This is a genomic window from Flavobacterium sp. 1 (genome assembly GCF_002797935.1).
GTDB lineage: Bacteria > Bacteroidota > Bacteroidia > Flavobacteriales > Flavobacteriaceae > Flavobacterium.
In genome coordinates, this window is sequence record NZ_PGER01000001.1 from 541,618 (window position 1) to 563,299 (window position 21,682).

The 21,682-nt window shown below is 32.0% G+C and carries 21 protein-coding genes; 10 read left to right on the top strand and 11 right to left on the bottom strand.

Translation table 11 applies throughout. The features are described from left to right. Positions 1-24 precede the first annotated feature (24 nt). On the bottom strand, positions 25-441 hold the full coding sequence (locus tag CLU83_RS22630; RefSeq protein WP_255410936.1) for a TonB-dependent receptor domain-containing protein: 417 nt from the start codon (positions 439-441) through the stop codon (positions 25-27). Continuing rightward, the gene (locus tag CLU83_RS02365) at positions 438-2,456 is read right to left on the bottom strand and encodes a TonB-dependent receptor (protein WP_255410937.1); all 2,019 of its coding nucleotides are present in this window, start codon (positions 2,454-2,456) and stop codon (positions 438-440) included. The genes CLU83_RS22630 and CLU83_RS02365 overlap by 4 nt, the downstream gene beginning before the upstream one ends. Positions 2,457-2,867: 411 nt before the next feature. Here CLU83_RS02365 and CLU83_RS02370 point away from each other — a divergent pair, with 411 nt between their 5' ends. Beyond that, positions 2,868-3,131 (top strand): hypothetical protein, encoded by a 264-nt coding sequence (locus CLU83_RS02370; RefSeq protein WP_100430139.1) that lies wholly within the window; start codon positions 2,868-2,870, stop codon positions 3,129-3,131. Positions 3,132-3,313: 182 nt separating this feature from the next. Here the strand turns inward: CLU83_RS02370 and CLU83_RS02375 are convergent, their stop codons facing one another. Continuing rightward, the gene (locus CLU83_RS02375) at positions 3,314-4,258 is read right to left on the bottom strand and encodes a hypothetical protein (RefSeq protein ID WP_100430140.1); all 945 of its coding nucleotides are present in this window, start codon (positions 4,256-4,258) and stop codon (positions 3,314-3,316) included. A gap of 94 nt (positions 4,259-4,352) precedes the next feature. Here CLU83_RS02375 and tnpA point away from each other — a divergent pair, with 94 nt between their 5' ends. Continuing rightward, a complete protein-coding gene (gene tnpA, locus CLU83_RS02380) occupies positions 4,353-4,808 on the top strand; it encodes an IS200/IS605 family transposase (protein ID WP_100430141.1) in 456 nt (151 codons plus the stop codon). Here the strand turns inward: tnpA and CLU83_RS02385 are convergent. Further along, on the bottom strand, positions 4,774-5,424 hold the full coding sequence (locus tag CLU83_RS02385; protein WP_100430142.1) for a hypothetical protein: 651 nt from the start codon (positions 5,422-5,424) through the stop codon (positions 4,774-4,776). The two genes, tnpA and CLU83_RS02385, sit on opposite strands and share 35 nt — an antisense overlap. Before the next feature lie 496 nt (positions 5,425-5,920). Here CLU83_RS02385 and CLU83_RS02390 point away from each other — a divergent pair, with 496 nt between their 5' ends. Beyond that, entirely contained in the window at positions 5,921-6,472 is a 552-nt protein-coding gene (locus tag CLU83_RS02390; protein ID WP_100430143.1) for a HipA family kinase, read from the top strand. A 97-nt stretch (positions 6,473-6,569) separates the two neighbouring features. Here the strand turns inward: CLU83_RS02390 and CLU83_RS02395 are convergent, their stop codons facing one another. From CLU83_RS02395 to CLU83_RS22635, 4 genes are all read right to left on the bottom strand, one after another. Next, on the bottom strand, positions 6,570-7,037 hold the full coding sequence (locus CLU83_RS02395) for a macro domain-containing protein (RefSeq protein ID WP_100433581.1): 468 nt from the start codon (positions 7,035-7,037) through the stop codon (positions 6,570-6,572). Continuing rightward, positions 7,034-7,327, bottom strand: coding sequence for a hypothetical protein (locus tag CLU83_RS02400; protein WP_198512233.1), 294 nt, complete (start codon positions 7,325-7,327; stop codon positions 7,034-7,036). The genes CLU83_RS02395 and CLU83_RS02400 overlap by 4 nt, the downstream gene beginning before the upstream one ends. 606 nt (positions 7,328-7,933) lie before the next feature. After that, positions 7,934-9,130: a hypothetical protein gene (locus tag CLU83_RS02405; protein ID WP_100430145.1), complete on the bottom strand. Its 1,197-nt coding sequence runs from the start codon at positions 9,128-9,130 to the stop codon at positions 7,934-7,936. 580 nt (positions 9,131-9,710) lie between these two features. Then, entirely contained in the window at positions 9,711-9,836 is a 126-nt protein-coding gene (locus CLU83_RS22635) for a hypothetical protein (protein WP_255410938.1), read from the bottom strand. A gap of 1,357 nt (positions 9,837-11,193) precedes the next feature. On the opposite strand from CLU83_RS22635, the gene CLU83_RS02410 reads away from it, so the two are divergent. The 5 genes from CLU83_RS02410 (at position 11,194) to CLU83_RS02430 (ending at position 16,968) form a co-directional block, all read left to right on the top strand. After that, a complete protein-coding gene (locus tag CLU83_RS02410) occupies positions 11,194-12,378 on the top strand; it encodes a hypothetical protein (protein ID WP_100430146.1) in 1,185 nt (394 codons plus the stop codon). Positions 12,379-12,385: 7 nt separating this feature from the next. Next, positions 12,386-14,788 carry a hypothetical protein gene (locus CLU83_RS02415; protein WP_100430147.1) on the top strand — a complete coding sequence of 801 codons (2,403 nt, stop codon included), beginning with the start codon at positions 12,386-12,388 and terminating at the stop codon, positions 14,786-14,788. Positions 14,789-14,964: 176 nt separating this feature from the next. Further along, positions 14,965-15,486, top strand: coding sequence for a helix-turn-helix domain-containing protein (locus CLU83_RS02420; RefSeq protein ID WP_100429927.1), 522 nt, complete (start codon positions 14,965-14,967; stop codon positions 15,484-15,486). Then, positions 15,465-16,031: an IS630 family transposase gene (locus CLU83_RS02425; protein WP_100429851.1), complete on the top strand. Its 567-nt coding sequence runs from the start codon at positions 15,465-15,467 to the stop codon at positions 16,029-16,031. Before CLU83_RS02420 ends, CLU83_RS02425 begins: the two co-directional genes overlap by 22 nt. 544 nt (positions 16,032-16,575) lie before the next feature. After that, a complete protein-coding gene (locus CLU83_RS02430; RefSeq protein ID WP_157801972.1) occupies positions 16,576-16,968 on the top strand; it encodes a hypothetical protein in 393 nt (130 codons plus the stop codon). A gap of 261 nt (positions 16,969-17,229) precedes the next feature. On the opposite strand, the gene CLU83_RS02435 is transcribed toward CLU83_RS02430, so the two are convergent. Then, positions 17,230-18,291 carry an HNH endonuclease domain-containing protein gene (locus tag CLU83_RS02435; RefSeq protein WP_100430149.1) on the bottom strand — a complete coding sequence of 354 codons (1,062 nt, stop codon included), beginning with the start codon at positions 18,289-18,291 and terminating at the stop codon, positions 17,230-17,232. Positions 18,292-18,415: 124 nt separating this feature from the next. On the opposite strand from CLU83_RS02435, the gene CLU83_RS02440 reads away from it, so the two are divergent. Both CLU83_RS02440 and CLU83_RS02445 read left to right on the top strand, forming a co-directional pair. Further along, positions 18,416-19,000 (top strand): DUF6088 family protein, encoded by a 585-nt coding sequence (locus CLU83_RS02440; RefSeq protein WP_100430150.1) that lies wholly within the window; start codon positions 18,416-18,418, stop codon positions 18,998-19,000. Beyond that, on the top strand, positions 18,993-19,943 hold the full coding sequence (locus CLU83_RS02445; protein ID WP_100430151.1) for a nucleotidyl transferase AbiEii/AbiGii toxin family protein: 951 nt from the start codon (positions 18,993-18,995) through the stop codon (positions 19,941-19,943). The genes CLU83_RS02440 and CLU83_RS02445 overlap by 8 nt, the downstream gene beginning before the upstream one ends. Before the next feature lie 421 nt (positions 19,944-20,364). On the opposite strand, the gene CLU83_RS22360 is transcribed toward CLU83_RS02445, so the two are convergent. Continuing rightward, on the bottom strand, positions 20,365-20,766 hold the full coding sequence (locus CLU83_RS22360; protein WP_369828793.1) for a tyrosine-type recombinase/integrase: 402 nt from the start codon (positions 20,764-20,766) through the stop codon (positions 20,365-20,367). Beyond that, positions 20,699-21,670, bottom strand: a complete 972-nt coding sequence (locus CLU83_RS02450; protein ID WP_232726944.1) for a site-specific integrase — start codon at positions 21,668-21,670, stop codon at positions 20,699-20,701. Before CLU83_RS02450 ends, CLU83_RS22360 begins: the two co-directional genes overlap by 68 nt. Between the last annotated feature and the right edge of the window lie 12 nt (positions 21,671-21,682).

Here is a 21,682-nt window from a genome sequence, read left to right on the forward strand (position 1 = left end):
ATATTTTAAATATAGCTAAAGCTTTTAAAAGGAGTATCCAAGTGTTAGCAGCCAGTTCGATGGTGCACCGGGAAATAAACGAATATAATCATAACCGCCAACCCAGTACGTTTTGTTGAATATATTATTGGCATTTACCTGGATTTTAAATTTATTAATGTTATAATACAAAGTCGCATTAAATAAAGTGTAGCCTGGAAGAGTTTGCGTGTTGGTTTGGCTTAATGTGCGTGTTGTTGCAAAATTGCTTCCAAAAGCAAGACCAAAATCTTTTAAAGCTCCATGAGTAAAATTATAACGTGTCCATAAATTACCTTGCTGACGGGGTGTGTTTGGTTTTTGTCTTCCAATTTCGGATTCAATCGGGCTCTCAGTAATTGAGGCCTCATTATATGAATAAGCGGCAGAAACACTCCAGTTTCGCGTAATATTTCCGTTCACATCGATTTTTCTTCTTCACCTACAGCACGCATTAGATCCGGATTTGTAGTATCGTTTGCAGGATATAAAGTGTTTCTCTGCTTAATTTTAAACAGTGCAACGGTCACAAAAAGTTTTTCTTTAAACCAGGAAGATTTTCCTCCAAACTCGATCATATTGCTTTCTAACGGATCAAAAGGACCGCCTGCATTTGGGTTTGATTGAGAAGAAGCCGTCTGCGGATTGTATCCTTTTACGTAAGTTCCATACAAATTAATGTTTGGATTAACGGTATAAGTCAGTCCAAAACGTGGTAAAAACGAATGTTGTTTTACTTTCTTTTCAGTATCTTTTTTGTAGTTTTCCTTATCGCTGTATTCGTCATAACGTACTCCTATTAAAGCCTGAAAAGCACCAAACTTAATATGGTCCTGAAGGTAAACGCCATACAGGGAATAGAAAGCAGGGTCAAAAGGGCGCGCTGCATAAAAATACTTGCTCATATCTTTTAACTGCTGTGATCCGGAGGGATTAGTCAGGTCAAAATGTGCTACGTTTGGTACCGGATTCCCTTTAGCATCCAATAAATAATTAGCTTTATTAGCAGGGTTATACGTTGCAATTGATGCTGTATTGGCTGCATTTCTATATCCAGTAGCCTGCAATTGTGAACCTCCGGCCGGCACTTGCTCCTGTGCGTAATCGTAACCCAAAATCAGGTTATGATCTAAAGCTCCCGTTTTGGCTTCATATTTAAAAAAGGTCGAAAGATTATCGATATAACGTTTACGTTTACGAATAAAAACCTGCATTTCTATAGAAGTAGGAATAGTACTCCCATCACCTGCAGATGCATATTTATTGGCACCGCGATGCTCTAAAAGATCTTCTGTATACCCTGTGCGAATATAGGATGCAGAAAACGAAAAACGATCTGTAAATTGATGATTTAAGGAAGTTGTTACAATATAGGTCTCTTCATTTAAATAATCGTTTGTAGAGTTTAATGAATTGGAAATTTTGGTTGAGTATAAATTATTTTCATAAGTCGATTGTCCACGATCCAGAATACTTTTCGAACTGGTATAAATCAAATCAAAGTTAACACTTGTTTTTTTATTTGGCAGGAAAGACAGGGAAGGAGCAAGTACAATATTTTTGTCGAATTGTAAATCTCTGAAAGAATTCGCATTTTCATAGCCTAAATTCAATCGGTATAAAAGTGATTTGTCTTCTGTCAAAGGCCCCGTAAAATCGGCTAAAGCCCTTAAAGTATTAAAACTTCCGGTAGAAAAACTAACACTGTTTGCAGCCTGATCCAAAGGTTTTTTAGTTACTCTGTTTATAACACCTCCTGGAGAAGCGTTTCCAAACAAGGCAGAAGATGGTCCTTTTAAAACCTCTACACGTTCCAGATAATTGGCAAGCGGCTGTTTCCAAAATCCGGTAGAAGTTCGCATACCGTTCAGTAATTGCGTATTACTGCCTCCGTTGATTCTAAAACCTCTAATCGAAATATCATCATAAAAAGTAAACTGACTCACCCCGCTGAAGTTTTTCACAACCTCGCCTACGCGAATAGATCCCTGATCTGCGATTAACTCTTTGGTAGCGTATGATACGGCCTGCGGTAAATCTTTTAGGGCAATTTCTGTTTTGCCTCCAATAAAAGATTTTGAGTTTCGATATGATTTCTCTTTACGTCCAGTGATTTCAACGGTCTGTAAAGTATTGATATTTTCCTTTAGAACTATCGAAATTTCAAGTTCTTCATTTTTATGTAATTCGATATTTTTTTCTTGAACTGAAAATCCCATTGCTGAGAAATAAATAGTATAATTTCCAGGAGGAAGATTTGTAATTTCAAAGTGCCCCTTATCATCAGAAACGAGATTCTTTTTAGGGTTCTTTATTGAAATAGAAGCATAAGAAACAACTTCGTTATTTTCGGAAACAATTTTTCCGTTGATTTTGGCATTTTGTGCCAGACCAATATTAAAAATAGCAAGCAGTATTAATGAGAATGTAAACTTCATGGCGGTTATTATTTTCAGACCGCAAATCTATATTTATTTAGATTAAATACAAATAATATTTTCCATTAATATTTTTGGAAGATTAATTTTTCTTAGTAATAATTTAAAGTTTAATTGTGAAATGCAAATTTCCGTGCTATTGATTAATGAATTCCAATGTGCTTTAGAAATGATAGTGTGTTTTCAATATTTTGATTTTCAATGCAATAAAATATATTTAAAAATATATTGGTTATTAATTTGTATTTGTCAATTAAAACTGGAAAGAGGTGGTCAGTTGGACCATTTTTTTTTCAACTATGTACTATTAAAAAAAAACAAAATTTAGTTTGGAATAACTGTTCTTGGTAATTTGTAGTGCATTTATCTTGTTTTCTGAATTATCAAAAGAAAATTTAAAAATGATATTATATGCTATCAAGAATAATTGAAACATTAAAATACTCACTATTAGAATATCGTTTTTATTACTTAAGCATTGTGTTGCTATTGGTCCTATTGATTTATAATCACAATAAAACTCTCACTTTGGAGAAAGAACTTGTTCGAGTAAACAATGAACTTCATGTGAAACAAGTCACTTCCGAAAGAAGGCAAAAGGCATATGATGAAAAAGTAAAACAACAGCAAGAAAAACTCGAACGTATGATTAAAGAGATCAAGTCGCATAAATAGAACTTGCAATCGATTCCGCTTGACAAAGTTTTCATTGTTTATGTTGGATATTCAACGAAGCCTTGCTGTTAGCAATAGTATTTTTTTAGTCCTTTATTTTAGTTTTGAGGTCTAGAGCTAGAGTAATAATATTTTTTTTCTCATGTCGAACCGTAACAGATAGTCGGGGTCAGATATTTCATTTAAAGCTTCAATATTGCATTTGCAATAAAAAAAAGGCAAATGAGTCCAGTAATATATTGAATAAAGAAAAGCATTAATAACCTGCTGTATTTATACTTTAAGTTTCCGAAATCAACTTTCAAAGAAAAAAAGATATAGGCTGTATGCAAAAATATTCCTAACTGTGTTCTTAAAAAAAATCTCAGTTTCCCTTCCTCTTTTAGCTTTAATTGATCATCTAGTGGTATAATGGTATAAACCGTTTGCATTTTTCCCCAGAATAAATAATTCAAAAAATGAAATAAAAACAAAAATACAAACGTCCAATATATAATGTATTCTTTATTATAACCATAGTTCCACCAATACTTATTCAAAAAAGCTGAGTAACGACCTTTTAATCCATCTTGTGAAGCTATATACTTTTGATAAGCAATATCAACATTTTTATAGCTTTCGGATTTCCCTTCTTTTTTAAATTTGGCTAAGAGCCTCTCGTAGGTGGATACGATATAATCCTTATTTAAATCGGAATCAAAATACAGATGTACTCTTTTGGTAAAATTAAATTGAATATTATCCAAATCCATGTTAACAAACGAGAGATATACTGGATTATTGGTTTTATCAAATTCAAGATAAAGAGGGGTATTAACAATACACCGGTTGAAGTAAATAGTATCAAAACTCATTGCAGTTAATTCTGCATCTTTCCCAAATTCACACTCCTTAAAATAAACTCCTCCCTTTTTGCCTGTATAAGGCACATAAAACTTGGCATTCAGCCATGCTTTATCAAAAGAGCATTTCAAATTTGTAGAATCTCTGAACTTCTTTTTTGAAAAAGTATTTTCTAACCTGAATGTCCCATTTATAGAATCTTTTAAAAAAGTTAAAACGGTATGTTGAGAACTGTCATTCATGTATATAAACCCTTCTTTAAAAACGTCCCAATTAAACTCCATCGTTAACTTCTTTTTATCGGATTTAATCAAAAGAATTCCTCGAGGCTCTGCCTCGGGGTTTAGCGTACAATAGAAAGATTAGTATATTTGTTGGATGAGCGAACACATTTTCAAACGACACAATAAAAGTTTGTTACTTTATCATTTGGAGTGTCCTGTAAAATATAGGAGAAATGTTTTGACCGATTCTGTTGAAATGAGTTTGGTTTCTATATGTGAAAATATTTCAGAACGCTATGAGATTCATTTTATAGAAATTGGGGCTGATGAGAATCACGTTCATTTTTTGATACAAAGTGTTCCAAAAATTTCAGTTGAAATAATGGTTAGAACTGTAAAAAGTATTACTGCTAAAGAGATTTTCAGATTACATCCTGAGGTTAAGAATAAATTGTGGGGTGGTAACTTTTGGACTAGTGGATATTATGTGAATACTGTTGGTCAATATGGTAATGAGGATGTGATTCAGAAATACATTCAAAACCAAGGTGAAGAAAAAACAGTTTATAAATCGTTTAACAAAAATCAATTGCGGTTATCTTTCGAGTAACGCGATACCTCGAGGCTCTGCCTCGGGGTAATTCATTTCCTTTTAAATAAAAAGCACTGTACTCTCCTGCCCAACTTATAAATGAATGAAAACGGTTGTCTTCAGCAAACAAACCAACTTTCATTCCTCTGAATTGAACTTCTGAAAATTTATTATGCCACCAAACTAAATAATGATCGTTTTTTATACCAGAAAGCTCCAATAAAGGAGCCTTACAATTTTGAAAACGCAGATTTATCTCAGTAGAAAATAGTAACCTCTTATTGAAATCATCTTGCAGTAAATTATTGTTATCAATAAGTGAGTCAACAAACGTAACATTGCTTATTACAAATTGTTGATCACTTTTAAAACTCCACAGATTCTGTCCATCAGTACTTTTATATGTGTATTTAATAAGTTTTTTATCCCCTACCAAAAGTGCATCAAGATCATAAAAAGCAAAAGTTTTATTCTCGAGAATATACATTTCATTATTGTATTGATTCATTTTCCACCAATCGGATTTCCCATAGCCTTTATATGTGATTGGCTGAGCAATACCCGTAAGTCCAAATCCAATAAGTAGCATCCAGAAAAAGATTCTTTCATTTTTCAATTTAGCGGAGTTATTCATGTTTACAATAATTTACGGTAATTGATTTATAATCATTTAGAATATTGCAGAATAAAACTCTGTTTGCCTTTTTCATAATCTATTACTAAGAATTGGTTAAAAAATTTGGTCTTTTGAATTTGTCTTAGGCAGTTAGTAGTCAAGCTGGTGATCTCCATGCGACAATTGGCAATACAATTCCTCCTTAGGCAAAAGCCTACAATCTAACACAACAACCCTATTATTTCAAACCATTCCATCTCTCAAAGATAAAATGGCAATTCCAGTTGTAAATACATTTAATTATAACGCTTTCTAAATTAATGACTTATACTCCCTATTTAAGAAGTAATTGTCATAAAACAAAAAAAAGATGCTATAAAGCATCTTTTGAAAGGTATTGGATTAAGGTCAAACCTTATTTTTTCAACTTACATTTCTATGAATGTTAGTAATTTACCTAATACTTTTAAAATCAGAAATAAATTTACTACATTTCGTCTATAAAAGTATATTTATGCAACTGCTGCAACTTGTTTCTATTGGAGGAATTATGACGGGGGGAACCACAAGACCTCTTAACATAATTGCAGTTGACGAAAATGGCGATCCAAATAAATATATAATGAAAGTTTTTACCGAAAAAAATATATCCCAAAATGTTTCAGTAGCAAAAGAAATAATATGTTCTGAACTAGCGAAAGAGTTCGATTTAGTTTGTCCAAATTATGGAATAATAAATTTTGACCATATAGAAATTTCAGAATTATATGATGAGCATAAATTGAAAATGCTAGATAAAGGCTTTAAGTTTTGTAGTAAATTTGTAGAGCAGAATGCAATTTTTAATCCATTAGTTACTAATTCTTTTTTAAAAGATTATGAGGTTGCAAATATTTTTGCTTTTGACTTATTTATTTACAACGTTGATAGAGGAGGTGAACATAACAAGCCAAATATGCTAATTAATGACTCAAATCTTATTTTAATAGATCATGAGTTAACATTTCCTTTTATAAACGATACCAATCAAAAAGTGGATTATGAATTTTTTTTACAAATTATTTAATATTCCAAAACATACTCTTAAGCCAATTACCCCACCCGAGGCTGTAAGCCGAACGGACGAAGTAAATCCGTTGTACCTATTAGCAGTAGCCCTTTATTCAATTGAAGTCATAAACATAAGTTTCGATTTCATTGTTCAATAAAGATTCTTGTATTAGTGGCTCTATTCTGTCCCAAGTCCCACCTGCAAGTCCGCAACCAATTCTTGGCATATGGACAGACGTATTATTTTCTGTTGCAAATTGAGCAACTTTTTCAAGTCCTTTTTTTATTGCATCATAACGAATTGGAGCATTACCATTTTCATCTTTATTTATTTTATGCTGTCCAATTAAATTTGCAATCCAAATATCGTCTTCCACTTTTACAAATTGTATTTGTCCAAGTAAGAAGTTGTCTTGTGATTTAAACCACTCTCGATATTTTTTTTCAGGTTCTTTCCAACGTTTAGAAATTGCCATCACAAATCCTTTTCCCCAACCTCCAATGTCATTACAAATATGGACAATGATTTTATTGCCGATTACTTTTGGATTTGTAGCATCGCCTACAATATAATTTATCACTTTCCCCATTGATATTCAAAGTCTGTTTTATTTATAGTGAATTTTTCAAATTCTAAAAGGTCAATATTTTGGTCTGCAAGAAATCCAAACTCATCTTCTATTAATTCTTCACTATATTTTGATCTTTTTCCATTTTTATAAATTTCAATTTGTCGAAGTATTTCTCCATTCTGATTTGATTCAAGATAATATTCACAAGTTCCCCAAGTTTCGGATTTTTCAATCCGCCTTTCGTCATAATGTCTTTTGTAATATAATGTTGTCATAGGGTTACTGCTAATGTTCTGCAACTACAGCAGGTTTGGGACTAAATTAAGTCCATTATTCGGATTTGCCAAATCATCCCAAATACAAAACCAACTTCCTATTAAGCCAATTGCCCAAATCCGTTGTAGCTGTTAGCGAATGTTGCGACACGCATGTTAAGCCCGAACGATTTGACATTCCAATTATCGATTCCCATTTCAGTAAACTTTTCCGTCTTCCGTCTTCCACTCCAAATTGTTTCCGCTTTTGAATTTCAAACTTCGGTTAAATCTCAAAAAAAATCCTCTCGAGGTTTTCCGAAACGCGGTTCACTTTTGCTTCTCTGCAACAATGGAATATCGATTTTTTGCCTAAAATTTAGTCCAGTTTGGTTTCTTCTTCATTATAAAACACTAGATTAAAATCAGCTGTTTATCATTAACGGAGTAATCCAAGATAAAGATCCGCATTGCTGAAGGTGGAGATTTTAAAGACGCCCGCCCGGCGTTGAAACTGAAAAGAAATGTGATTATAAAATTATTGAAATGTTTTTTAGAATAAGTCACGCCTAAAACTGAAGCTGATAGCGAAATACAGCACATGTTACAACGTAAAAGACCCCACTTGCGACAATGCAAAGTTATAGGTGCTTACCGAACGGTCACTATGTCGTTTAGTGTTTTACCACTTAATTGTGCACTCTCAATTTTTGCAAAATTGTTGTTTGAAATTTCAAATTTCATGTCTACTGAACCTTCAAGATAAACACTATCATATAGATATTTATCTTTAAGGTGGTTATAAAGAGTTTTGCAACCAGTAGAATCAAAATGAAAAGGAATTTTAAAGAACGTAGCAGAGTGGTTTTTCAGAACGAAAATTTCACTTAATGGTTGAGATGATTTTTTAATTTCATTAAAACTTGCCATGCTAAATGCATCGTATTTATTTTTACTTCCTATTGAAAGATGAAATGAACCTAGGTCGATAATCTGGTCATTTTCAGATTTATTCGTAATTACAACTCCTAAAATTATAGTATAACTAGTTGTTATGTCAGTGAGAAAATTCTCTGATTCAAGCAGTTCTATAGTGCTTTCTATGTCTGCTTTCTTTTCGGTGTGGAAAAATGATAAAACCTTAAGATTGAAGTAACATAAACAGATAAATATCAAACATAATAATATTGGTTTTAAATACCAATATTTCTTATCTCTACCAAGTAGATATTTCGTCCCTGTCCAAATTATTTTTACCAATAAAATAATAAAAGAGCCGAAAACGACTAAGTTAATAGCTTCGTAGTATTTTGAATCAAAAAGATCAAATGTGTATATGTTGAAGAAAAGCTTTGGTATTATTAAAAAAAATAAAAAGTAAATTATTGGGAAGCCTATTAATATTAAGCCAAATAAATAAAATGAGAACTTGAGAAACTCGCTTATTCTCCCATTAGCTTTGAAACAAAACGCAATTAATCGGACTGTTACGTTACTGATTAATATAATGGGAATCAAATTTATCAGCGCTCGGGTCAGTGAGTCGACATCGAAAAAGTAATTTTTAATCTCAGAGATGTTTGGATCAAGAAGGTAAAATACTATTGGTGAAATTAATTCACCCGGTTGAAAGTAAAAATACCAAAATTCAGAACTTAAAAGTAAGCTAACTGCAAAATAAGTCAAGGGTTTTATTTTAAAGTCTGGTCCAAAAATATTTGAAGGCTTGAATAAAACAATATATGTAACTAGGGGAAAATTCAATAGGAAACTTACTAAGCTATTTAATATTTCCTCTATAACTTCAATGAATTTTGGCTCTTTATTTGAATCTACATTTTCACTCATAGTTTGTCTATATTATTTCAAATAGTTGCGTCCAAGATTTTCTTACTACATGAGATTTGAAACTAAATTAGTGTTATTTTTCGGCTCAGCAAAATTCTCACAAATACAAAATCATTTCAAAATTAGACAAATATACAAATCTCTTGTAGCAAGCGTTATGCTGGATTGTGACACGATTGTTAAGAACGAACGATTTGATATTCCAATTTTGATAAACTTTTCCTCCTTTAGATTTCTGCGCCAAATAGTTTCCGTTTTTGAATCTAACTTAAGCTAAAACTTATAAAAAAAATCGAACAAAAAAATTCCGCTTTCGGTTTTCTGTAAAGCAGTTCACGCTTGTTTGTCCGCAACAATTAAAGAACGAATTTCGGCTCAAAACTCGGTCAGCGGGGTTTCTGTTTCATTAAATCCTTTTCGTGCTTAAATGCCCGATTAAAATCTGCTGTTTCTCATTAACGGAGCAATAGTCGCTAACTTGTATATATGTCTAACAACATCCGACATATCACTCCTATATTGAGGGGGTATGTCTGACAAACGTCAATACTTATTTATTCTCAAATATATAGATTTATCCTTATAAATTATCAAAAGGACTTTTTATTTCAATAGCCAATTGGCGAATAGCCCACATCAGCATAAAACAAAAACAAACGCCATCTGGCGTTTCACTATCTCTTTCGTTTATCCTTCCAACTATCATTATGATAATAATTTTTCCGGAACTCCTTATTCTTCATTCCGAGGTAAGGCCCCACAAACCACAACACAACAAGTCCTATTATTTCATACCATTCCATCGCTCAAAGATAAAATGGCAATTACAGTAATAATGCATCAAGAATTCTAATACTCTCGAATTGACGAGTTTTTAATACGGAATTGACAAGTGTATTATAAATAGCAAAAAAAAGAGGATGGCAAATCCTCTTTAAATTAATAAAATTATTTTATGACAACTTTACTATGTGGTAAAGTTTAAGCGGTTTCATACAACAGGGAGGGCATTGTTGGTGCTACGCACCCAACGAAACCCTGACTGTTATAGCCAGTTTTTATTTTTTAATAAGTTTCATTTCTTTTATACTATACGGAGTGCAAGTTCCTTTGATAATCCTTTCTCCAGTTATTGAGTATTCATTCAACGTGTCTTTAATTTGTTTTTCGCTAAAATCTTTTCCTATTCGAAAACTTAGATACCACGAATCTTCTTGATATTTGTGATTAGAATTTACTGTAGATTTAAAATTTATGTAGTCTATTGAGTCATTTTAATAAACTATCTTTTCAACTTTAATAGTATCTGTAAATTTTTCATATTCACAACCTCCACAACCGATACATAACTCATTAGTTTTTTTCCAATAGAGTACTATTAAAAAAATGCTAATGAGCACAATTGATACTATAATTATTTTTCTTTTTGCTGTCATGTCATCTGTAAAATTGCCTATAACTAGTATACATGCGAAGCAAACTTTCGCCAATCTACCAAACTGATAGGTGTATATACGAAGGTTTTTTTCGTTTTTTGTTTTTCAAAAGTACCTAAAAAAGATTACAAATCATCAAATAAATTTTTCATTTGATGATTTTTTCTTACTACTCAAGGGGCATAAAAAAAGACACTTCATCAGCATCTTTTATTATTTCTTTCGCCTAGTTCTCCAGCTCCCATTATAACCTCTATCCCTCAATCGCTCATAAAAATTCCCTCTAAGGTAAAGCCCAACAAACCACAACCCAACAAACCCTATAATTTCATACCATTCCATCCCTCAAAGATAAAATGGCAATTGAAGTAATTATCCATCTAGAATTCTAATACTCCCGAATTGACAAGTTTTAATACGGAATTAATAAGATTGTGAATACAAGCTAGAATCTCGCCTGCTAAGTTTTATCTAATGTTCGATATAGATAAGCAAGTTCAGGGAATTAGGACTTTTTAGTGTATCTGTTTTTATTTTTTTAAACATTAATTTTTAAATCATAATCTATTATATTTACATACAGTGTCATCATATGTATTAAGGTTCTATAAAAAAAAATATTTATAAATGAAATCAGTCATAAAGATTCCAAAAGGCATAACCTTAGAAAAGCTCGAAGACTTATTAGTAAAACTTGATAAATCAGTTTTTAATACTGATTTAGAAATCCCTTTAACTGTTGACTATAAGGGTTTTGGAATTTTACCAGGATTGTATTTGGTCCTATTTACATGGATGCGGACAAAGAAAGGTAATATCATTATACATCTTGATATTGAAAATACAGAATCAATTAAAAATTTTTCACTGGATTATTATGGTTATGTAATTTTATCAACATTATGGAAAGAGTATGATTTTGTTAATCGTGAAGGTGTTTCTATAAAAAAGTATTTTAAAGAGCATACACCTTCTATGCATAGATATATTGATTCCTTGTCTAAGGAACTACCTAAAGAATCAGTAATGATACCTTGTTTTGATCATTATTCTTTTGAAAAAGGATTGTCTCACTGGTTTTATGCAAATGATTATTCATTTAGTGATACACCTTCTGGATTGGATAATTCTTTGTATCATATAATAACGAAACTATCGATAAATTATAAGGAAAGAGTAAAAAGGAATTTTAGTGATTCTTTCGATAGTATGTCAAAAATTGTGTGGGAACTTTTAAAAAACACTGATGAACATGCCAAAAAAGATTATTTGGGAGAAGAGAAATTACAACCGAATACTAGGGGATTATTTATGCGTATTCATCGGAGTTCAAAAAAAGGGTTTATTGACGGTACACATCATGAAGGCCTAAAAAAATACTATAGATCATCGTTCTATCAAGAAGATGCGGATTGTTTTCTTTTAGAGATTTCTGTTTTCGACAGTGGTCCTGGGATAGTCAAGCGTTTTCTAAGTTCTTCTTATAACAAAAATCTTACTATTAATGAAGAAATTAACGTTGTTAGAAAGTGTTTAATTAAAGGGCAAACATCTGTTGAAGGAACTGACGGTAAGAACAAAGGTTATGGACTTGATGAGGTTTTAAATTTATTGAATACTAAGCGTGGGTTTTTAAAAATTAGGTCTGGACGTTGCTCAATTTATAGAGATTTGATAAATTCCCCTTATAAGTTGACCCAAAATGAAGAAGAAGTTGAATTATTTGATTGGGTAAAAAGCTCCAATAATAATTATTCTGAAATGAAAACAACTGAGGGAACATTGATAACGCTAGTTTATCCACTATTATAACCAGCCTATGAAAAGTTGTTATCTATATAGTTTTTACAAGGAAGTCGATGTTAAAGATAAAGGAAAGCAGATGCAAAATCATCTTGTTATTTTCTTTCCATATAAAACACATATTGATATTGAGCTTCAGTTACGTGATTATTTCCATAATAATACATTACCTGATCAATTAATCATCATCTGCCTTGAATTTAACAAGGACAGTATCGAGAATTTGTTTAAACAAGATTCCTCAATTTATAATTACATACCAAAATTTGAGTTTGATGAAAATCATTATAATATTTGTTTAATTGCACTTAATCATTTTGGGGAATTCACAAGTGTAATTGGAACTTGTCCTTCAGAAAACTATCTCGATGAAATTTACAATCGAGGGCTGTTAAAAATATTTATAAATAATGGAGGGCTTATTGTTTCACAAACTGCAAATCACTTTGTTTTTCCTTCTGGCAAGCACAGTAACCGTTTCTTAAGAACTGGCAACGTACTTATTACTGGAAATGAAATTTTTTTTATTGCATCTGCATTAATCAGATATTTTAAAAGAGCAAAGTTTGAAACACTGTATTCGGACACCTCTTCGATTAACTCTTTAGCTTTTGCATATATCAACTTACTAAAAGAATTAAACCCTGAATTTACTGAATCTGTACTTGTAGAAAGCTTTGGATCCTACACGATGTTTGAAAAATTAAAATTCAAGGCTAAACGTGATACTATTTTTTTAGTGTCATCCTCAACTTCTGGTAGTATTCTTAAAAGAATGACTGATACTGAAAATAAATCAAATAATATAGATTTAAAAAATATTGCTATCATATTTGGTCTAAATGTTGAGGCTCCATATAATGCACAAGTACTTTGTGATCTTTCGCTAGATGAAAAAAATAAAGATTCTTTGGATCCTATTAAAAGTTATAATTTAAAAAAGGGCGAAATCTGTGCTTTTTGTGCTGAAGGATCAAAAGCATTAAAAGTAGAAGGAGATGTTTTTTTATTGGAGAAGCCAATAGTTTCAAGCTACTTAGTAAAACAAACAGACCTACCAACTTACATGAAAAATTTTGCTTCTTATTACAAAAAAGAAAATAAAGATGCAGAGCCTATCATTAGATGTTATCATAAAGAAAAAACATTCAAGGATAAAAAATATGAAATTTATATTGACTTGTTCAAAGTATTTGATGAATGGTCTAAAAAGGAAGATACCACTCATCCATATGCAGCAATTTTTCTAAAATTAGAAAAATATATACTTCAAAATATTCCTGCTTCGCTCAAATATATTATTGTTTTGCCAGATGAGGGATCTGTGAGGTTAGCGGAAATAATTATGCAGGTTCTTAATGAGCATGGTTTTACATTCAAGCAAGATCAAATACTCCAAATAGCAAGCGAAGAATTAAAAACAAAAATTGATAAAGAACAAAAAGGATCGATTGCAATAGTAAGTTCTTCTATAGTAACAGGGAGAAATTTACTATACTTAAGCCGAGTGTTGCGAGATTATGAAAAGACTTACCAAAGAATATTTTTCACATTTGCAAATAGAACTAGTAATAGTGAACATTTTGAGTTTCTGGAATCAAATTTAAGTTTGGGCGAATTTGGAAAAGGAACACATAAGATTTTTAATGTTGAAAAAATTCATTGTTCTGCCGAAGCACAACATACACCTTGGCATATTGAAGAAAATTGTATAAAACAATTTGAAGAGTTTTTTGAACAATTTGAAGATTTTATTGCTATAAAAAAGTTTTGTAATGAGAGGTTAAAAGAACTATCGGGTTGTGGCAAAAATAAAGGACTAAGCAACAATCTATTTTTACCAACCTTAAAAAATAAAATTCTAAAAATAAGAACTGGTTTTGCCTTTGCACCATTTCAATCTGGAACACAGCACAATAATTTTATAGTTAGATCAAAACAATCTGAAATTTATTTTATTATAGCCACCATTCTAAATGAACTTAGAAACAAAAATATTTTTAGACAGGGTGAGTATGTTCGGAATTTAATTGATCCTGGTAATTTTGTTAGATACAATGACGGTATAATACAAGCTTGCTTTTTAAGGGCTGCAAAGAATGCTGAGCTAGATTATAGCTTGTCAGAAGAAGATAGCATGAAAATGAAATCAGTCTTGGGTGATATGATTCTTCATCTTAATGATGACCATGCAGAAGGTCTAAATGAATTTCTCTATGCTATTGCGATAAGAAAACTAAAAATGACTCCTGGTAATATTGAAGATTGTATTGAGTTATTGAGAGAACAAGATTATTATAAGAAAGGAGATAGCATACTAAAAGGTCTTGTTAAGTTTATTGATGAAAAAATAATTGAGAGACAGCAAGTACAAGATAAATTTAAAAAGATGACAAGGTTAGTGGTCAATGATGATTAGTTACGTTTTTTATGCAGAATTGAATAATGTAAAAATAAAGCCCTTCTGTAAAAGTAGGGCTTTTTGTTGTTATAAGTATTTCGAAAAATATCTAATACCAAACAAAAATATAATAAATACCAATTTTGATAATTGTTTTTTTTAGATTACATTTGGACTATATTATAACAGTGATCATGGCACATCCAAAAATTTTGGTAATTAAGGAAACTGAAAAAGAGATTAAAAATCTACTTAAGCAATCTATTCCATTTATTGGACAACGCTTGAGAGTACTTTTAATTTTGAAGCAAAATGAAGAAACAGGGATTTCTAGACGTGAAGTTGCTAAATTAGCAGGGGTTGCCCCAAACAGTGTTCAGAAATGGCGGACATTATACCTCAATTCTGGAATTGATGGTTTGATTAAACATGGAAAAACAGGCTTCAAGCCATCTGTTTTTAATGCTGCTGAACACACGATGTTGGAAACAAAACTCAATAACCCTCAAAATGGGCTTCAAGGTTATGTAGAATTAAAAGATTGGATTGAAAAAGAAACTGGAAAAAGCTTTAATTACAACACCTTGCTTTATTACTGCATCAGAAATTTTAAATCAAGTGTAAAAGTTGCCCGCAAAAGTCATGTCAAAAAAGATGAAGACCTAGGAAGCTCTTTTAAAAAGACTTCGGAAGAATCTGTCAAGAAACAGCACTAAATGCTGTAGGCGATTTTAGCTCTGTAAATTTATATTTTCAAGATGAGTCACGTTTTGGCTTATTTACTCGAAATGGAAAATCAGTTACTGCAATTAGGGTTAAACCAATTTGCACTTTCCAACAAGTTTTTAAATCAACATGGCTTTCTGGGGCTTTTTCGCCCATAACAGGGGATCATTTTCAATTAATACTTCCACATTGCAACACTGATAATTTTCAAATTTTTCTAAATAATTTTTCAAAAGAAAACCCCAAAGAACTCAAAATAATGGTATTGGATAATGGGCGATTCCATAAGGCTAAAAGATTGATCGTTCCAGAAAATATTGTTTTGGTTTTCCTGCCACCATATAGCCCGGAACTTAATCCAGCCGAAAAAATGTGGGCAAAATACAAAAGAGAATTTTCTAATAAATTTTATAATTCAATCGAAGATGTAGAAGATTTCATTATTACTGCAGTTAAAAACACAAGTAAAAAAGAGGTAATGAGTATCTGTGGTTATGCCTACGTCTTTTTAGATCAAATTTGGTCTAAAAATTAAATGCGTTTGGTATAAATATTTCCTGAATTCCAAGTTTTGGCAACAAAAGCATTTAGCTCAGTTCTCAATACAATATCGCTTGCTTGTGGAAGCCTTAATATTTTTTCAACTCTTTGAAAGCTCTCCTTTGTTTTAGAAACACTATAGTTCTTTACAAATGCATCACAGAACCATACAACTTCATAAAGCTCTTTTTTTGCTTACTTTTTCTCTGTCACGAATAGCTGTGTGGGGTTATCACCTTTAGTAGTTGTATTGACGTAATCATTATTAATTAAGTCATTTTCATCGTAATTTGTCATAATTTATATTTTAAATTTATCCATATATTCTAAAAAATTCTATTTTAGGTTTTCATCATTATTACAAAAAGTATAGCGAAAAAAGACACCTCATCAGCATCTTTCATTATTTCTTTCGTTTATTTCTCCAGCTGTCATTAAAACTAGAATTTTTCCTAAAGTCTGTAAAGTTCGAGATTTATAATTATTTCAATAATAATAAAATTTATTGGGCACATAGTAAAGCTATGATATTTCAAAATATGGAATATACTGATAAGGATGCATTTAAAATGATTGATACTATTAAATCTAAAAATTGGGCAGTATACAATGAGAAAAGCACATTAAAATATATAGTAAGTGAATTCAAATTATTCAGTCACATAATTTCTAATCAAAAATACAAAGTTGCTGATATAAAAGTTGCTGTTAAAAGTATTCTTGATAGTGAAAAGCTTGTACAAATAATTGAATTTAATCCATTGATTTCAGATTTAATAAATGAGGGACGCCATCGTGTAAAAAATGTTTATCCACAAGAGATAAAATATCGTCAAAATATTAGTGCTGAAATAGGAGATAAAGTTTATCTCTGTGATAGCTCAAATAATATAGGCCAATCCTGCTTATGTCATAGGGAATTTTGCAAATGAAAAACTTCATATTGCTTACTTCACCAATTTAAATTCTGATTACATTGAAACACAAAATTTAAAGATTAATGGATGGGCATTAATTGGTGCATATAAAAATGAAGTAGGTTTAACCCCAGAACAAGCTATTAAAAACCGAATGTATTAACTTTTTCTAATTTAGTGTTACAATAACCAATTAAAACTAAAAATAGGGTTCAAAGAATTCCAAACGAATTCCAAAAAAATGTTTATCCAAATAATTAAAACTTAAGATTCAAGCTAATACAAATATCCAAACCCGTTATTATGCGCTATAGTAACTAATGGCTGTATACTTTCCTTATATTTAGTATAATCAAAGCTATTAGAACTGATCAAATCCGGATATATAGTCAAATACTCTTCAAGCAATTTGCTTTTAGGGCGATGATGGTTTATAATTTCAAAGGCAGTTTTTTGAAGATTAAAAAAGCCGTCAAAATGAGTTTCCATAATCGGTAACTTATCACTTTTCCTAGAGTTAAAACTGGTATCAATCGGTACCAAATTCCAAATCAAATCATGTGATACAAAAGCATGAGGTATAAAATGATCCAATGCGTAGCGGTCAATAGTTAAAGCAGTATTGGTAAAAATACAATCCACAGTTCCAAGTTCCTTAAAAACGATATCCCAGTAGTTCTTGCGTTGGTTCGTGAGTGAACCTCTAAATGGCGGTCGTATTAATTTATTGGCAATATCCGGTACATTCGGGTTACGGGTCTGCAAAAACAAAGTCAGGTTCCAATAAATAAAATCCTTTAGTATTTTGGCATTTGACTTTAAGTAATCAACCCAGTTGGGGTTAATAACAATATGTTCATCATAAAGAGCATACAAACAATCATTTTCAAATACCTGCGAAGAAGTATAAATCCGCTTCCTGTAAGCAACATCATTTTCTCCAGCAACTTTACTAAACCACGGAGATAAAAACCAATGTGGCACATTTTTATTAAAATGGTAAAGGGTTTGTTGTGTCGCTTTGAGTTCAGAGTTTTCTAAAATAGACAATAATAGACTTTTCTTAGTATCTATAGTCAGCTGTTCCTGCTCCAATATAGACTGTACTGCCTGCTGTATAAGGTCCTGCTTACCAAATGATACATGGAAATAATTCACAGTATACCACGCATTGCCAATCATCCGTGCAAATAAATGCCGCTTCGGTATTGTTGTCTGTCCTTCCTCAACCAGTTCCAAAATAGCCAACAACCAATAAAACTTATATGTCGCTGAGGTATTACCAAACGAAGTCGCTAGTTTAGAGACAGGAAGTTTATCCGAATAAGGAAGATTCATAAAATAACGTAATTTATGGTAGGGCTAAGATAGGAAAAGTAAAATAGAGTCATATGGAAAACATATTGCATGAATTTTCAATAAAAATGTATGCAATTAAATATTATTTGTTAACTTTGTACTTATGAATAAGTTACAAGAATTAAAGAAACATTTAAAACGAGGAAAAGTATACCGCAGGGCTGATTTATCCAAGTGGTCAAAATCTGTTGACCGTCATTTAGATGAGTTGGTACAGGAAGGCACTTTGCAAAAGCTGTCACAAGGCTTATACTATTATCCTGAAGTAACTGTCTTTGGAGAGACACCTCCCGAAGAAGAAGTGTTGGTGCGTTCTTTTCTTAAAGACAAACGTTTTCTAGTAACTTCCTTAAATGCTTATAACACATTAGGAGTAGGAACTACTCAGTTATACAACTGCAAAACGGTTTACAACCACAAACGCCATGGGGATTTCAACCTCGGTGGCATGACGTTTTCATTTAGGGTAAAACCTCATTTCCCATTAAAGGCCACACCCGAATTTTTATTGGTAGACCTGTTAAACAATCTCGACCAATTAGCTGAAGACCCAAATGAAGTAGTGTCAAGAGTGCGTTCCAAAGCAAAAACAATGGATGCTAAAAAACTAAAAAAATCACTTCAGGAATACGGCAGTGTTAAAGCAAAAAAAATGTTGGAACCTGTTATAGCAGCACAATATGTCTGATTACTTACACAACCACAAAAACTTCCGTGATCTGCTCCGTATTGTAGGAGCAGAATTAAATATCGAATCTGGACTTGTCGAAAAAGACTATTGGATTATGCATGTGTTAAACGGGCTAAAACAACAAGGGTTTCAATTCGAACTCAAAGGAGGTACTTCTCTATCCAAAGGATATGGAATTATACACCGTTTTTCTGAAGACATCGACATCCATATCAAGCCACCGGCTGAAATGGAAATAAATGAAAACCCAAACAACAATAAGCCTCGGAATATTCAAAAAAGAAAAGACTTTTATGATGGATTGAAAAACGATATAAAAATAGACGGAATCATATCAGTCGTAAGAGATGAAGCTTTTGACGACCAAAGGCAATATCGTAGTGGTGGTATAAGATTACATTATGAAAGTAAAACTGATGCTATTGATGGAGTCAAAGAAGGTATATTATTAGAGGTTGGATTTGACACAGTAACACCTAACAATCCACTAACCATTTCTTCCTGGGCTTATGACAAAGCAGTTCAACAAGGCGTAGATATAATTGATAATCGGGCTGTAGATATTGCTTGTTATCACATTGGTTATACTTTTGTTGAAAAACTACAGACTATTGCAACCAAATTTAGACAAGAACAGGAAGACAAAGAAGAAAGGCAAAATTTAATGCGCCAATATTATGATGTCTATAGTCTATTACGAGATGATACTGTAAAAGCATTCATAGGTACAGAAGAATATCAAAAACACAAAGTGGCTCGCTTTCCTCCCAAAGACTATGGAATACCCATTGCTGATAATGAAGCTTTTTTACTGAAGAACCCAGAACTTAGGGAGCGATTTATAGAACGCTATAAAAAAACGGCAAAATTGTATTATAAAGGCCAACCCGACTTTAACGAACTGGTTGCTGAAATAAGTAAATGGGTTGAAAAATTATAAGCAAATTTGAAGAATGTAAACTATCATGTTCAATCATTGAACACTATTTTCAGCCAATTTTGACAGTAATTTTTAATTCATTCATATTTGCTCTATAAGATTTCAAAATTTACTGCTCATAAATGAGGAGCAAAAGCGAGACCGTAAAATAGTAAAAAAATATATAATCCTTATATATCAAAGCATTAGAGAAGGAGTACAAGTACCTCTTTGACTGGGAAAGGCCTAAAACTAACGAAAAGAACAACTTTTCAAAAAAGCTTAAAAAAAGGTGATAAAACCTGTAAATCAAATGATTTGCAGGTTTTTTATACCTGTTTTCAATATTTATAAAAATGCTCAAAATCTTTGTGCACAATCGCGGCGCAATTTGACAATTGGTGTTACTTGATTTTAATTTTGCTAAGGTTAGTTTTTTAGTTTATTTAATCCCAAATTGTTCTTTAAGTTTTTGTAATTCTTTTTCCAGTTTCGAGATCATAGACATTGCTTCATCAGGTATGGTTGGGTTGACTTTACGCAGCTTGCTACTCAAGTTATTCATTTCCCTGCCAATTGTTTGCTCAGTGGTAATTGCATACGATTCAGTCTGGCGGATTGACTGGTGTCCCAGCATCTCTTTTACTACGGAAATGGGCACATCATTATTAAGAGTAACTGTGCTGCCAAAAGTGCGTCTGGCTTTATGTGTGTTCAATTCGCAAGTAAACCCACATAGATCGGCTATTTCTTTAAGATAAGCATTCATTTTTTGATTAGATGCGACGGGTAGGACAGCATTTCTTGAAAGGCAGAGCGGATGTTCTTTGTACTTCTCGATTATTTCGAGGGCTTTGGGAAGTAATGGAACATTGGTTACAGAACCGGTTTTTTTGTCTTTCGGACATTATCCATTGCGCTCCATCTATACCTATTTTTATATCTGTCTTCCGAAGTTGGTAAGCATCAATATAAGCTAGGCCAGTATAGCACTGAAAGACAAAGATATCCCGAACTGTTTGGAGTCTTGAGGTTGTAATACTCACCTGTTCGAGTGTGCGCAGTTCACTCGCGGTGAGTGGTCTTTTGACAGTTTTTGTCATTTTACGCTTGAATGCTCTGAAAGGATCCTGAACAATTATATCTTTATCAATTGCCCTGTTTATTACCTTTTTCATGCAGGCAATATATTTTAATGCAGAGTTATTTACACAATTCCGTACGGTTTTTAGATATAATTCATAGCTAATGATAAAATCATAATCTAAATCCCTGAACTCAATATCTTCCGTCGCGTATTTGTATTTTACAAATTCTCTGGCATGAAATCTTGCTGTCTCATAACGTTTGTGCGTCGCTAAAGCATAATCCTGTGGAACCAGTGCCAACATCTCGTCATTATGCTTTTTAAATTCTTGAAGAAGCATTGCTTTTGAAACTATCCTTCCCAATACAAAATCAATAATCCGCTGCGCTGAAATCGATTTTTCGTTGTAAATTAAATCCATTTTAAATTGGTTGATCCGAGTGGTTAGAGCATCAAGAAAATGATTTAGAGTCCTGGCATCTTCCTTATTTCCCGTTGCTCTTTCTGTTTTTTGATCCCACCTTTGAATGTCCCATGTCCTTTTAGTAGATGTCTCTTTAGGTATTCCATCTACTGTTACTCTCAGATAAATATATCTGCTGTTTGATTTGTTTTTGGTTGTTTTCAAAAAGAAACAAAGCCCAAAGCTGCTTTCTAACATAATTCAATTTTT